At 44.6% G+C, this 14,829-nt stretch carries 13 protein-coding genes and 1 riboswitch; of the genes, 9 read left to right on the forward strand and 4 right to left on the reverse strand.

The window, feature by feature from the left end; all coding sequences use genetic code 11:
• The 5 genes from dnaA (at position 1) to QF117_RS05970 (ending at position 7,037) form a co-directional block, all read left to right on the forward strand.
• Positions 1-1,407 carry a chromosomal replication initiator protein DnaA gene (gene dnaA, locus QF117_RS05950; RefSeq protein ID WP_017034363.1) on the forward strand — a complete coding sequence of 469 codons (1,407 nt, stop codon included), beginning with the start codon at positions 1-3 and terminating at the stop codon, positions 1,405-1,407.
• A 75-nt stretch (positions 1,408-1,482) separates the two neighbouring features.
• Positions 1,483-2,583 (forward strand): DNA polymerase III subunit beta, encoded by a 1,101-nt coding sequence (gene dnaN, locus QF117_RS05955; RefSeq protein ID WP_282388179.1) that lies wholly within the window; start codon positions 1,483-1,485, stop codon positions 2,581-2,583.
• Positions 2,584-2,602: 19 nt separating this feature from the next.
• Entirely contained in the window at positions 2,603-3,682 is a 1,080-nt protein-coding gene (gene recF, locus QF117_RS05960; protein WP_282388180.1) for a DNA replication/repair protein RecF, read from the forward strand.
• An 18-nt stretch (positions 3,683-3,700) separates the two neighbouring features.
• On the forward strand, positions 3,701-6,118 hold the full coding sequence (gyrB, locus tag QF117_RS05965) for a DNA topoisomerase (ATP-hydrolyzing) subunit B (protein ID WP_282388181.1): 2,418 nt from the start codon (positions 3,701-3,703) through the stop codon (positions 6,116-6,118).
• Between the two features lie 484 nt (positions 6,119-6,602).
• A complete protein-coding gene (locus tag QF117_RS05970) occupies positions 6,603-7,037 on the forward strand; it encodes an Hsp20 family protein (protein WP_282388182.1) in 435 nt (144 codons plus the stop codon).
• Between the two features lie 81 nt (positions 7,038-7,118).
• On the opposite strand, the gene QF117_RS05975 is transcribed toward QF117_RS05970, so the two are convergent.
• From QF117_RS05975 to glyQ, 3 genes are all read right to left on the reverse strand, one after another.
• Complete coding sequence (locus QF117_RS05975) at positions 7,119-8,369, reverse strand: valine--pyruvate transaminase (RefSeq protein ID WP_282388183.1); 1,251 nt, start codon at positions 8,367-8,369, stop codon at positions 7,119-7,121.
• A 232-nt stretch (positions 8,370-8,601) separates the two neighbouring features.
• Entirely contained in the window at positions 8,602-10,683 is a 2,082-nt protein-coding gene (gene glyS, locus QF117_RS05980) for a glycine--tRNA ligase subunit beta (protein WP_282388184.1), read from the reverse strand.
• A gap of 2 nt (positions 10,684-10,685) precedes the next feature.
• Positions 10,686-11,609, reverse strand: a complete 924-nt coding sequence (gene glyQ, locus QF117_RS05985; protein ID WP_017038344.1) for a glycine--tRNA ligase subunit alpha — start codon at positions 11,607-11,609, stop codon at positions 10,686-10,688.
• 210 nt (positions 11,610-11,819) lie between these two features.
• A riboswitch (yybP-ykoY riboswitch) is annotated at positions 11,820-11,945 on the forward strand.
• 92 nt (positions 11,946-12,037) lie between these two features.
• On the opposite strand from glyQ, the gene QF117_RS05990 reads away from it, so the two are divergent.
• Both QF117_RS05990 and QF117_RS05995 read left to right on the forward strand, forming a co-directional pair.
• Complete coding sequence (locus tag QF117_RS05990; protein WP_282388185.1) at positions 12,038-12,592, forward strand: TMEM165/GDT1 family protein; 555 nt, start codon at positions 12,038-12,040, stop codon at positions 12,590-12,592.
• A 164-nt stretch (positions 12,593-12,756) separates the two neighbouring features.
• On the forward strand, positions 12,757-13,014 hold the full coding sequence (locus QF117_RS05995) for a hypothetical protein (RefSeq protein WP_282388186.1): 258 nt from the start codon (positions 12,757-12,759) through the stop codon (positions 13,012-13,014).
• A 78-nt stretch (positions 13,015-13,092) separates the two neighbouring features.
• On the opposite strand, the gene tusA is transcribed toward QF117_RS05995, so the two are convergent.
• Complete coding sequence (gene tusA / locus QF117_RS06000) at positions 13,093-13,341, reverse strand: sulfurtransferase TusA (RefSeq protein WP_282388187.1); 249 nt, start codon at positions 13,339-13,341, stop codon at positions 13,093-13,095.
• A gap of 150 nt (positions 13,342-13,491) precedes the next feature.
• Here tusA and QF117_RS06005 point away from each other — a divergent pair, with 150 nt between their 5' ends.
• Positions 13,492-13,677 (forward strand): hypothetical protein, encoded by a 186-nt coding sequence (locus tag QF117_RS06005; protein WP_282388188.1) that lies wholly within the window; start codon positions 13,492-13,494, stop codon positions 13,675-13,677.
• Between the two features lie 165 nt (positions 13,678-13,842).
• A complete protein-coding gene (locus tag QF117_RS06010) occupies positions 13,843-14,787 on the forward strand; it encodes a LysR family transcriptional regulator (RefSeq protein WP_282388189.1) in 945 nt (314 codons plus the stop codon).
• The last annotated feature ends 42 nt before the right edge of the window (positions 14,788-14,829 follow it).

A 14,829-nucleotide genomic window follows, 5' to 3' on the forward strand; every position in this document is an offset into this window, starting at 1 on the left:
GTGTCATCTTCGCTTTGGTTGCAATGTCTGCAACAGCTTCAAGAAGAGCTACCAGCTACAGAATTCAGTATGTGGGTTCGTCCGTTACAAGCGGAGCTCAATGACAATACTCTGACCTTATTTGCCCCGAACCGATTTGTTCTAGATTGGGTACGTGATAAGTACATCAATAGTATTAATCGCTTACTGCAAGAATATTGTGGTAATGATACGCCCAGTTTACGTTTTGAAATTGGTAGCTTGCCTGTTGCAGCGCCAAAAGCAGCCCCGACTCGTTCAGCCGCCGATGTTGCCGCTATGTCTTCCGCTCCTGCGCGTCTACAAGCGCGTAAACCGGTGCACAAAACCTGGGATGACGAACCGAGCACCTTGGCAGACATCAACCATCGTTCAAATGTGAACCCTAAGCACAAGTTTAATAATTTTGTCGAGGGTAAATCGAACCAGCTGGGTTTAGCGGCTGCCCGACAGGTATCGGATAATCCAGGTTCAGCTTACAACCCGCTATTTTTGTACGGTGGTACAGGTTTAGGTAAAACGCACCTATTGCACGCGGTCGGTAATGCCATTGTGGATAATAAACCCAATGCGAAAGTGGTTTATATGCACTCAGAACGTTTTGTGCAAGATATGGTAAAAGCCCTGCAAAATAACGCGATTGAAGAATTTAAACGCTATTACCGCAGTGTGGATGCGCTCCTGATCGATGACATTCAATTCTTTGCTAACAAAGAACGCTCCCAGGAAGAATTCTTCCATACCTTCAATGCATTGTTAGAAGGCAATCAGCAGATCATTTTGACGTCTGATCGCTATCCAAAAGAGATCAATGGGGTAGAAGATCGCCTGAAATCTCGTTTTGGTTGGGGGTTAACGGTCGCGATCGAGCCACCAGAGCTAGAAACGCGAGTGGCTATTTTGATGAAGAAAGCAGAAGACCATCAAATTCACCTTGCAGATGAAGTGGCGTTCTTTATTGCGAAACGTTTACGCTCTAATGTTCGTGAATTGGAAGGGGCACTCAACCGTGTTATCGCCAATGCGAATTTCACCGGTCGCCCAATTACCATTGATTTCGTTCGCGAAGCACTTCGTGATTTATTAGCGCTGCAAGAAAAACTGGTCACGATCGACAATATTCAAAAAACCGTGGCTGAGTACTACAAAATAAAAGTCGCCGATCTGCTTTCAAAGCGTCGCTCTCGTTCGGTTGCTCGTCCTCGTCAATTGGCGATGGCATTAGCGAAAGAGCTCACTAACCACAGTTTACCTGAGATCGGTGATGCTTTTGGTGGCCGAGACCATACGACGGTATTGCATGCATGCCGCAAAATTGCTCAGCTTCGAGAAGAGAGTCACGATATAAAAGAAGATTACTCGAATTTGATTCGCACATTGTCTTCTTAATTGCCACAACTTGATTATTTTATCTATATATAAAAGAACACAGGCATCGCGCCAAACTACCGTTAAGAGTTAGATATGAAATTTACCATTGAACGTAGCCATTTAATTAAGCCACTTCAGCAAGTGTCAGGTGCTTTAGGTGGGCGCCCAACATTGCCTATATTAGGTAACTTGTTGCTCAAAGTTGAAGATAATGTCCTTTCCATGACGGCAACCGATTTAGAAGTTGAATTGGTCAGCCGAGTGACATTAGAAGGTGACTTTGAAGCGGGCAGCATTACCGTTCCTTCGCGTAAATTTCTCGATATCTGCCGCGGATTACCAGATAGCTCGGTCATTACGGTTGTTTTAGACGCAGATCGGGTACAGGTTCGCTCTGGTCGAAGCCGATTCTCATTAGCTACACTCCCAGCGAATGATTTTCCTAACATTGAAGATTGGCAAAGTGACGTCGAGGTGTCGCTGACTCAAGCCGAGTTAAAAGGTTTGATTGAAAAAACACAGTTTTCAATGGCCAACCAAGATGTCCGCTATTACCTCAATGGCATGTTGTTTGAGATCGATGGGAACACCATTCGTTCTGTCGCCACTGACGGCCACCGAATGGCGGTTTCGCAAGTGACCTTAGTGGGTGATTTTGAAAAACAGCAAATTATTGTGCCACGAAAAGGGGTACAAGAGCTGTCAAAGTTATTAGATGCACCAGAGCAGCCGGTGGTATTGCAAATAGGCAGCTCTAACCTGCGAGCTGAGGTGAACAACTTTATCTTCACGTCAAAGCTTGTTGATGGCCGCTTCCCTGATTATCGCCGTGTTATGCCGCAAAATACCAACAAGACATTAACCACAGAATGTGATGAATTGCGCCAAGCTTTTTCTCGCGCGGCCATTCTGTCTAATGAAAAATTCCGTGGTGTGCGTGTCAATCTTACTAATAACGAGATGCGAATTACCGCAAACAACCCTGAACAAGAAGAAGCGGAAGAAACACTTGATGTAGACTTTCAGGGGGAAGACCTAGAAATAGGCTTTAACGTCAGTTACGTACTGGATGTATTAAACACATTACGCTGTGAAAAAGTGCTGATCTCGATGTCTGACGGTAACGCCAGTGCCTTGATCGAAAATGCCGATGATGACAGTGCGATGTACGTTGTTATGCCGATTCGTCTTTAATTCGCATTGATTTGATTGAATGCCATTAAACCGTCTGATTATCAAACAATTTAGAAATATTGAAGCCTGTGATATTGAACTATCTACAGGCTTTAACTTTCTTATTGGGCCTAATGGAAGTGGCAAAACCAGTGTCTTAGAAGCGATTTATTTGCTCGGACATGGCCGTTCCTTTAAAAGTTCACTCACGGGCCGAATCATCCAAAATGAACAGGATGAACTGTTTGTCCACGGTCGTTTTTTGAACTCGGATCAATTTGAGCTACCAATTGGCATTAATAAGCAGCGCGATGGGACAACAGAGGTTAAAATAGGCGGTCAATCTGGGCAGAAGCTTGCACAGCTAGCCCAGATTTTACCTTTGCAACTTATTCATACTGAAGGGTTTGAGTTACTGACTGATGGACCAAAACATCGACGTGCATTTATCGATTGGGGCGTGTTCCACAGTGAGCCTGCATTTTATGATGCATGGGGGCGTTTCAAACGTCTGAACAAGCAAAGAAACGCATTACTAAAAACAGCGACCAGCTATCGAGAGCTCAGTTACTGGGATCAAGAGACGGCGCGTTTAGCGGAAAGTATTAACGCTTGGCGACAGCAGTATGTCGATGAGTTAAAGAATCATGCCGAGCAGATTTGCCAAGCTTTTCTGCCCGAGTTCGATATTCAGGTCAATTATTATCGTGGTTGGGATAAATCCACACCATATCAGAAGAGTCTGGAAGATAATTTTGTCCGCGATCAGGCGCTTGGTTACACCTTCAGTGGGCCAAATAAAGCCGATTTAAAGATAAAAGTGAATGGGACACCCGTTGAGGATGTTTTATCACGAGGTCAGTTAAAGTTGATGGTTTGTGCACTTCGTGTCGCGCAAGGTCAACATTTAACCCAGAAGACCGGTAAGCAATGCATCTATTTAATCGATGACTTTGCTTCAGAATTAGATAGCCAACGTCGTAAGCGTCTTGCTGACTGCTTAAAAGAGACCAAGGCTCAAGTTTTTGTAAGCTCTATTACCGAACGCCAAATTGCCGATATGCATGACAATAACGGCAAGATGTTTCATGTGGAACATGGCACAATAGAGCACGGATAAATAACGAGAGAGTAATTCATGTCTGAAAATTACGATTCATCGAGTATTAAGGTACTAAAGGGTCTGGATGCAGTACGTAAGCGTCCGGGTATGTACATCGGCGACACAGATGATGGCACCGGTCTACACCACATGGTTTTTGAGGTGGTGGATAACTCAATTGATGAAGCGTTAGCCGGTCATTGTAATGACATCATTGTGACGATTCATGAGGATAACTCAGTATCGGTACGTGATGACGGCCGTGGTATCCCAACAGAATTGCACTCGGAAGAGAATGTATCAGCTGCTGAAGTTATCATGACGGTTCTTCATGCTGGTGGTAAGTTCGATGATAACTCGTACAAAGTATCTGGTGGTTTGCATGGGGTAGGTGTCTCGGTTGTTAACGCCCTTTCTAAGCAAGTGACGTTAACCATCCATCGTGGTGGTAAAATTCACAAACAGACGTATAAACATGGTGAGCCGCAAGCGCCATTGGCTGCGACGGGCGATACTGATAGAACCGGTACTGAAATTCGTTTTTGGCCAAGTGAAGAGACCTTCACTAATATCGAATTCCATTACGATATCTTAGCAAAACGACTGCGTGAACTTTCGTTCCTAAACTCTGGCGTGTCTATCAAGCTGATTGATGAGCGTGAAGAAGATAAAATGGATCACTTCGAATACGAAGGCGGCATCCAAGCGTTTGTTGAGCATCTTAATACCAATAAGACGCCAATCATCCAGAAAATATTCCATTTCGATTCAGAGCGAGATGATGGTATTACCGTTGAAGTCGCGATGCAATGGAACGATGGTTACCAAGAAAATATCTACTGCTTTACCAACAACATCCCGCAGCGTGATGGTGGTGCTCACTTAGCCGGTTTCCGTTCGGCGTTAACTCGTACGCTAAACAGCTTTATGGATAAAGAAGGCTTTTCTAAGAAAGCCAAGACTTCTACATCAGGTGACGATGCTCGTGAAGGTCTAACGGCGATTGTTTCTGTAAAAGTGCCAGATCCTAAGTTCTCAAGCCAAACCAAAGATAAGCTGGTTTCATCAGAAGTGAAATCAGCGGTTGAATCAACAATGGGCGAGAAGTTGTCTGAGTTCCTGATTGAGAACCCAGGTGAAGCGAAAATTGTTTGTACGAAAATTATTGATGCGGCACGTGCTCGTGATGCAGCGCGTAAAGCGCGTGAAATGACACGTCGTAAAGGCGCATTAGATCTAGCGGGGCTTCCAGGTAAGCTTGCTGACTGCCAGGAAAAAGATCCTGCCTTGTCTGAACTGTATATTGTGGAAGGAGACTCTGCTGGCGGATCAGCCAAGCAGGGGCGTAACCGTAAGAACCAAGCGATTTTGCCACTGAAGGGTAAAATCCTAAACGTTGAGAAAGCACGCTTTGATAAAATGCTGTCTTCTCAAGAAGTTGCCACACTGATTACCGCACTAGGCTGTGGTATCGGTCGTGACGAATACAACCCAGATAAACTGCGTTACCACAACATCATCATCATGACCGATGCCGATGTCGATGGTTCTCACATCCGTACTCTGCTCCTGACGTTCTTCTATCGTCAAATGCCTGAACTGATTGAACGTGGTTACATCTATATTGCTCAGCCACCGCTTTACAAAGTGAAGAAAGGTAAGCAAGAGCAGTACATTAAAGATGAAGAGGCTATGGGTCAATATCAGGTGTCTTTAGCACTTGATAACGCGTCATTACATGTGAACGCTGAAGCTCCTGCTTTTTCAGGTGAAGGTTTAGAGAAGCTTGTGCAGCAGTACAATGCCGGTATTAAGCTGGTGGATCGCATGAGCCGCCGTTACCCTCGCGCTTTGATTCATGAGTTCATCTATACGCCTCGTCTAACCGCTGAGCAGTGTAATGATGCAGCCGCAGTGGAAGCTTGGGGTAAGCAGCTGATTGACCAGCTTAATGCGAAAGAAGTTGGTGCAAGTCAATACAGCCTTGAAATTGAACAACACGCTGAACTGGGCTTAAACCTACCTAAAGTGATTGTTCGCACTCATGGTGTGACTCACGAGCACTTATTGAGCATTGATCTGATTAACTCGAAAGAGTACGCAAAATTAGCGGATCTTTCAGAGGCTCTCGATGGTCTTATCGAAGAGGGTGCTTACATTAAACGTGGTGAGCGCACACTGGAAATCTCAACGTTTGTTGAAGCGATAGAATGGCTAATCAAAGAGTCTCGCCGTGGTCTAAGTCTGCAGCGTTACAAAGGTCTTGGTGAGATGAACCCAGATCAACTTTGGGAAACCACCATGGATCCTGCAACTCGTCGTATGATGCAAGTCACCATTGAAGACGCTGTTGGAGCGGATCTATTGTTTACTACGCTAATGGGCGATCAAGTTGAGCCGCGTCGTAACTTCATAGAAGAAAACGCATTGAAAGTAGCAAACTTAGACGTTTAAACCTAGACGTTTAGTCTCTTTGATATTTCGCTCTTTCGCTTAATTTCTGTGTCAGAGGTGCTCACATACATTCGTATGCTCCGCGCCTCTTCCTTGAACTAAACGAAACAGCTTCTCCTCAAAAACACTAAATCATTTAAGAGCACCACCCTTTGGGTGGTGTTTTTTTATGTATGTAACTGATTGAAAAATATTGGATTGGGAAAATAATTAAAAATAATCCCTTGAAACTATTTTTCTCAATCCACATATCTATTTGTGAAGAGGATAACTGTCTTGCTCTGATGAGAAGAAACAGAACTCTGGATCGCTGATAACATGTCGCTCATAAGAGGATATCGTTTGATGCACACAATTTAATGTACCCATTCACTCATGTCCCAGAGCAAATAGTGCCAGAGGAGTGAGATTTGAATGACTCAGACTGCTTTGAGGCACAGTGCCCAGTAGCTGAGACTATTGCTTAATTTAAGAGGATAGTATTATGCGCAACGTAGATTTCTCACCTTTATACCGTAACGCGATTGGTTTTGACCGTTTGTTCAATCTGATGGAAGCGAACAATACCAAGAGCACTCAAGGCGGTTACCCTCCGTACAATATCGAACAACAAGATGAAAATAACTACCGCATTACCATGGCGGTGGCAGGCTTTTCTGAAGAACAGATCGATATTACTCAAAAAGAGAACATGCTGATTGTTCGCGGTGAACGTAAACCTGAAGAAGGTAAGAATTACGTTTATCAAGGCATCGCTGAGCGTGATTTTGAACGCAAATTCCAATTGGCTGATTATGTCAAAGTGAACGGTGCAACCATGGAAAATGGCTTGCTTCATGTTGATTTAGAACGTGAAATTCCAGAAGCTATGCAGCCACGTAAAATTGCGATCAACGGAAAAAATCTTATTGAGAACTAACCTTATTGATAACTAACAATGAGCGTTAACGGCCATCGGTAGAGAAAGAGCGCACTCTTGTTAAGAGGCGCTCTTTTTAGTTTATTGTTCTTGATACGCTTTCTTTACTTCTTCGGCAATAATATGGATGCCTTTTTGCATCATTTCATCATCTTGGACATAGTTCATACGTAGGCATTGATGAGCATGATCCCATTCGTCTTTTTGGCCAATAAAGAAATACTCACCGGGAACGATCAATACGCCACGGTCTTTCAAGCGCTTATACAGTTCCATGGTGGTGATGGGCAGTTCATCAAACCAAAGCCACAAAAAAATGGCGCCTTCTGGTTTGTGGATTCTAAAGCGTGGATCTTCTATCGCCTGTTGAAGTAACTCAACGGCTCTAAGCGATTTCTGTTGATAAAATGGCTTAATGACATCACTACTGAGTTTCAGTAAGTCACCTTTCTTTATCATATGGTTCGCTATGGTTGGTCCAATGCTTCCTGGTGCTAAGCTGACAATCCCATTCATATTGGTCAGTGCTTGAGTCACTTCTTCATTCGCGATAATAATCCCACAGCGAACACCCGGTAAACCCAGCTTCGATAAACTCATGCAGAGGATTGTATTGTCATTCCAGAACGGTTTTACATCTTCAAAAATGATGTTTGGGAACGGCAAACCGTAAGCGTTATCGATGATCAGTGGAATGTTATTCTCTCGCGCTAACTTATCCAGTTTTTGAATTTCCTCATCGGTTAATACGTTACCCGTTGGGTTGGTTGGGCGAGACGCGCAAATGGCGGCGACGGATTCATCCACTATCAGTTGCTCAAAATCAACATGATATTTGAACAATCTATTCTCTAGCATTTCAATTTCTGGATGGTACGAGACGAAAATGTCTTCATCAATGCCTGCATCCCCATAGCCGATATATTCTGGCGCTAAGGGCAGTAATATTTTTTTGTGGGAACCATCGGGTTGCTGGCCAGCAAAGAGATTAAACAGGTAGAAGAAACCACTTTGACTGCCGTTGGTAAGACTAATGTTCTTTTCAGAAATATCCCAACCGTAGGTTTCTCTAAATAGCTTGGCGAGCGACTTAACAAAAGTCGTTTTACCTTGAGGACCATCATAGTTGGCCATAGCGGCGAGGAGATCCCCATTGGCGAGCATTTCTTCACTGGCTTGGTGAAAGTAATCGAGCATGGATGGAATGGCGGCGGGGTTACCACCACCGAGCATGATGGCTCCTGGTGTTCTCAGACCCTCATTTAAGTCATCCATTAATTGGGTAATACCAGAATACTGATTAAACTTTTCACCAAACTTAGAGAATTGCATTGCTTACTTACCTAGTTTATTACGAGTGCTTTTTATAATGAAAACGGATGTTCACTCCGTTTGGGATGATATTTGAACATACCGCGGAAACACTTTGCGAGGCAAAGCTTATTTTTGGATTAGGCAAAAACAAAGCCCAACTTCGAGGAGTTGGGCTTAGAAGGTGTTAATTACCTAGTCTCTTTGCTTTAGTTTCGTTACTGTTACAGCAAAGCTTATTTTGCAATAAAGCTTATTTTTGAAGTAAAGAAATATCAGCAATCTGTAGGAACAGGTTACGTAGGTTGTTCAGTAGCGTTAGACGGTTCTTCTTCAGAGCTTCGTCATCAGCCATCACCATGACGTTATCGAAGAATGCATCAACGGGCTCACGTAAGTCAGCAAGCTTGCTTAGGGCTTCTTGGTAGTTGCCTGTCGCGAATGCGGGTTCTAGTGCTTCCGTCATGACTGCAACGTTTTCAGCCAGTGCTTTCTCTGCGTCTTCTTGAAGAAGCGTTAGGTCGATTTCAGCGGGTAGTTCGCCATCGAATTTCGCAAGGATATTACCGACACGCTTGTTCGCTGCTGCGAGTGCTTCTGCTGCTTCCAGTTCACGGAAGTGAGAAACCGCTTTAACACGTTGGTCAAAGTCAGCTGGCTTAGTTGGACGACGTGCTAGTACCGCTTGAATGATATCAACGCTGAAACCAGCATCTTGGTACCATGCGCGGAAACGACCTAGCATGAAGTCGATAACGTCAGCTTCTACGTTGTCGTTGGTTAGCTTGTCGCCTAGTAGCTCTTTCGCTTTACCGATCAGATCAGTTAGGTCTAGGTTGTAGCCGTTTTCAACGATGATACGTAGTACACCTAGTGATGCACGACGAAGTGCAAATGGGTCAGAACCTTTTGGTGCTTGGCCAATACCGAAGATACCTACGATAGTGTCTAGCTTGTCTGCCATTGCTACTGCTGATGAAATACCATTGCTTGGTAGTGTGTCACCCGCGAAACGAGGCATGTACTGCTCGTAAAGTGCTAGTGCAACTTGCTCGTCTTCACCATCGTGAGTCGCGTAGTGCATGCCCATTACACCTTGAGTATCGGTAAATTCGAATACCATAGATGTCATAAGGTCACACTTAGCCAGTAGGCCAGCGCGCTTAGACTTCTCAACGTCAGCATCGATTTGCTCAGCGATGTAGCCAGCAAGTTCTGTGATGCGGTCTGTTTTGTCTTTGATCGTACCCAATTGCTTCTGGAAGATAGCTTGGTCTAGTTCAGCAAGACGGTCGATAAGCGGACGCTTACGGTCTGTGTTGAAGAAGAACTCCGCATCAGCAAGACGCGGACGTACCACTTTCTCGTTACCTTCGATAACGTGGCGAGGCTCTTTAGACTCGATGTTCGATACGAAGATAAAGTTTGGTAGAAGGCTTCTTTCAGCGTCACCAATCTCATGCGAATAAACTGGGAAGTACTTTTGGTCACCTTTCATGGTGTAAACCAACGCTTCAGAAGGGACTTTTAGGAACTCTTCTTCAAACTTCGCTGTCAGTACTACTGGCCATTCAACCAAAGACGTGACTTCTTCAACAAGGTCATCTTCTAGATCTGCAACACCACCAACCGCTGCTGCTGCTTTTTGCGAATCAGCAAGGATGATCGCTTTACGCGCTTCGTAATCTGCCATGACTTTACCGCGCTCTTCTAGGATCGCAGGGTATTGGTCAGCAGAGTCGATGGTGAACTCTTGTTCGCCCATGAAACGGTGGCCACGGATAGTACGAGCAGAGGCTACGCCGAGAATTTCGCCTTCAACAAGCTCATCACCAAGTAGTACTGTCAGTGTTTTCACTGGGCGGATAAATTGAATGTCTGAGCTACCCCAGCGCATTGCTTTAGGAATCGGCAGGCCAGCGAGTGCTTTCGCAGCAATGTCCATCACCAATTCTTGAACAGGTTTGCCAGCTACTTCTTGTTTGAAAAGAAGCCACTCGCCTTTGTCTGTTTTCAGGCGGTCAGCTTGTTCAACAGTAATACCGTTACCACGAGCCCAACCTTGTGCTGCTTTCGTCGCGTTACCTTCTGCATCGAATGCGACAGAAATTGCAGGGCCACGTTTCTCAACCACTTTGTCTGCTTGGCCTTCAGCCAGTGCCGTTACTTTAAGTGCTAGACGACGAGGTGCTGCGTACCACTTGATGCCTTCGTGAGAAAGCTCAGCGGTTTTAAGGCCTGCTTCAAAGTTAGCAGCAAAAGCTTCTGCTAGAGAACGTAGTGCTGTTGGTGGAAGCTCTTCCGTACCCAGTTCAATTAGAAAATTCTTCGCCATGATTACTTCTCCTCGTTTGTCTTTTTACACATCGGGAAGCCAAGTGCTTCACGTGACGCGTAGTACGCTTCTGCAACGGATTTAGTCAGGTTGCGGATACGAAGGATGTAACGTTGACGCTCTGTTACAGAGATAGCTTTGCGCGCATCAAGAATGTTGAATGCGTGACCTGCTTTTAGAATGCGCTCGTAAGCTGGAAGCGGCAGTGGCTTCTCAAGTTCAAGTAGCTCTTTACACTCTTTCTCGCACTGGTCGAAGAAAGTGAAGAGGAAATCGACGTCTGCGTGCTCGAAGTTGTAGGTTGATTGCTCAACTTCGTTTTGGTGGAAGATGTCACCGTAAGTCACGTTAGAACCGTCTGGTGCTACGTTCCATACTAGGTCGTAAACAGAATCTACTTCCTGGATGTACATGGCTAGACGCTCGATACCGTAAGTGATCTCGCCAGTGACAGGCTTACACTCAAGGCCGCCAACCTGTTGGAAGTAAGTAAATTGAGTGACTTCCATACCGTTTAGCCATACTTCCCAACCAAGACCCCATGCGCCTAGCGTTGGGTTTTCCCAGTTGTCTTCTACGAAACGAATATCGTGAACAAGTGGGTCGACACCAAGAACTTCAAGCGAGCCTAAGTACAACTCCTGAATGTTATCTGGAGAAGGTTTTAGAGCGACTTGGAACTGATAGTAGTGCTGCAGGCGGTTCGGGTTTTCACCGTAACGACCATCGGTCGGACGACGAGAAGGTTGAACATACGCCGTAGACATTGGTTCTGGGCCAAGTGCACGCAGACATGTCATTGGGTGAGAGGTGCCAGCACCTACTTCCATATCTAGAGGTTGAACAATGGTACAACCGTTTTGAGCCCAATAATCCTGCAGCGCGAGGATCATTCCCTGGAAGGTTTTGATATCGTATTTTTGCATAGTCAAGTTCGCGCGATTCTTCTAAATGATTAAATGAAAATAACCACCAAGTATAGCGATATATTGAGCCTGCGAGTAGAGGTAATCATGGTTAATTAGTACCCAGTACGGGGTTTAATCAATTTTATCGCTTTCCTTATCAATAAATTCATCAAATGAAACAGTTTTACGTCGTCTTTGCTTGTATTTATTGGGATTCGCTTTAAAATTCTCATCGTCTTTGGGGAGTAGCCTGCTTATTCAGATCGAATAAGTTCGTTCGTCAACATAATTGGTGCAAAATCACCATGGCGTTCGAGACCTTTGTATCAATCAGACTTTTCTGGGTGCAAGGTTTAGCAAGACCTTAGACAAACATCATGAACCGGGGTGGGGCATGAGGTTTGTCTATGGTTAAATATAATAATCCTCGCCCCAATGAGCATGTCGTGAGCGTTTTAGCAATTTCCATTACCACTGTCGCTTTAGCCGAGATCGGTGATAAGACACAGTTACTTTCATTATTACTGGCTAGCCGGTACCGAAAACCAATCCCAATCATAGCCGCTATCTTTTTTGCGACCATTGCCAATCACGCGTTAGCTGCGTGGCTCGGTGTGGTTGTCGCTGATTATTTATCACCTGACGTATTAAAATGGGTGTTGGTGGTCAGCTTTATTGCGATGGCGGGCTGGATTTTGATTCCAGATAAACTCGATGACGATGAAAACATTTCGAGTCGAGGCCCTTTTGTTGCCAGTTTTATCGCCTTTTTTATTGCTGAGATCGGTGATAAAACTCAGATAGCTACGTCGATACTTGGAGCGCAATACGCTGATGCCTTGGTGTGGGTTATCTTGGGAACAACCATCGGGATGCTACTGGCTAACGTCCCAGTCGTTATCATCGGTAAGTTATCTGCCGATAAAATGCCATTGGCGCTAATTCGCAAGGTAACAGCGATGTTATTTGTTGGTTTGGCGATAGGAGCCGCTCTTTTCTAAGCGATACAGGGTAAATGACGTCGTGATTATTGCGATATTGAACTAGATCAAAAAGAGATTCGATCTTTCTCAATATCGCTTTCACTGACACATAAATGTCACAAAGATTGTGCTAATTTGGTGGTGTGAAAGTAAACCATTCATAGCAGCGAGAGGGCACTATTATGCTTACACGTTATATGGGTATGACACCGAAAAGTCAGAGTTACTTATTCACCTTTGGGCTAGCGATAACATTGCTTGGTGTCGTGTTGACCGACATGTGGTTACCCATGGTGATTGGCGCTATTGTGATGACAGGGTTAATGGTGGAGTCTTGGATTCGCGTTGCTCACATTATTCCTATGCATCAAGAAATGCGAGATATGCAAAAACAAATTACCGCATTGCAAACCCAGTTACATCGACACGAATTAGAATAGAAGATAGCCATTTTGTCTTAGAATGCATTAAAAAGGGGCGCAACATAGATGGTTGTGCCCCTTTTCAGTTTTTGTGTTTTAGGCAATGCCTTTTCGTATTAAATATTGATAGGGCAACTTCTCAGTCTGAAAGGCGACCAATTCATGATCCATAAAGCGACAAAAGCTTGGAATATCACGAGTCGTTGAAGGATCGTCGGCTTTGACGAATAGTACGTCCCCATCTTGCATTTTTCTCATCGTTTTTCTCACCATCATTACGGGCTCTGGGCAGCGTAATCCTTCCGCTTCTAGTGTATGGGTGGCAAGTGTTGAATCAAAGGTCATGGTGAACTCTCAGTGACAGCGTTAGAGCGGTAGATAATACTAATGAAGAAAAAATATTCAATAATCTCTTGGCAAATTGATCATTTTGTTTTAATTTAGTTAACAAGTTGGTAACAACTGGTATTTCAGAGAAAAGATTAAGGAGCGAACATGCTAACAGCACTCGATAGACTGACCATCTACTCCGTTCTTTGTTTTATATCTTTTTGCGCTTTGGTATTACGTTCACCAGCTGACTTGTCTTTAACACCATTATTTGGTTTAAGTGCAACGATTTTAGGGATTTGGCTTGAGATGCGTCGTTGGACGGGCGTATCTGAAGAACAAAAAAATTAATGCACAATAGGCTTAATTAACGTTAAGCAAAGACTGCTCACTTGTAAGACTACACACGAATACATTCCGACACTCCCCCAGTTTTCTTGGGCTTCCCCGCTGAAAAGCGGGATTTTTTTTGCCCAGAGGTTACACTAAAGGTTATTACTTTAGTGGAGCCAAGCCGTGGAATTAGAAGAGGTTTACCGTAAAGATCTCAATCTACTGATCGCCTTAAGGGTATTGATTGAAGAGTCCAGCGTGAGTAAAGCCGCTGCTCGTTTAAGCCTCAGCCAGTCGGCCATGAGTCGTGTTCTTGGTAGGCTTCGCCAATTATTGGCGGACCCTCTGTTTACTCGCCAAGGCCAACACCTTATACCGACTGAAAAAGCACTAGAGATCGATCGCTCTTTGGGGGAGCCACTTGAATCTCTTCGTCAGCTACTTTCCCCAGTAGAATTTGAACCGCAAAGTTGTACACAAACTTTTTCCATCGCCACTACTGACTATGCGATGCAAACTATCTTGCCCTTTGCTCTGCCTCGAATTTATCAAGAAGCCCCCAATGTTTCGTTTAATTTTTTGCCGCTTCAGCATGACAGATTGTCAGATCAGCTTACGTATGAAGGCGCAGACCTAGCCATTTGCAGGCCAACGGGCCCAGTAGAACCACTACGCAGTGAAGTATTAGGTCGAGTTGGGGTACTGTGCCTGCTTTCAAAGCAGCATCCATTGGCAGACCAAGAGATGAGTCTAACGGACTACCTAGATTATCCTCATGCGATGATAGCGATCAGTGATGGCGTTAAAACGTTGCTAGAGCAGTCGCTAGTGGGAAATCCCACCCCTAAAATGGTACTTCGGGCTTACCATTTAGAAGCCGCATTAGCGATTGTGGATACTATGCCACTTATCATTACGGTTCCTGCTGACTTGGCTTACTTAGTGGCTGAACGATACGATTTGGTGGTTAAGCCTTTACCATTTCAGTTTACTCCTTTCGATTATTCGATGATTTGGCACCCTCGATGTGAGCACTCCCCCGCGCAAGAATGGCTGAGAAGCATTGTAAAAGAGGAATGTGGCCGTTTGATTGCTAAGCGAGTAAAAGACATGGGGTTGGATGGTTAACCCCACAGAAAGGCCGCTATAGCACCTATTTATGATAAAAAT

It is taken from the genome of Vibrio sp. YMD68 (assembly GCF_029958905.1).
In the GTDB taxonomy this organism is placed as follows: domain Bacteria; phylum Pseudomonadota; class Gammaproteobacteria; order Enterobacterales; family Vibrionaceae; genus Vibrio.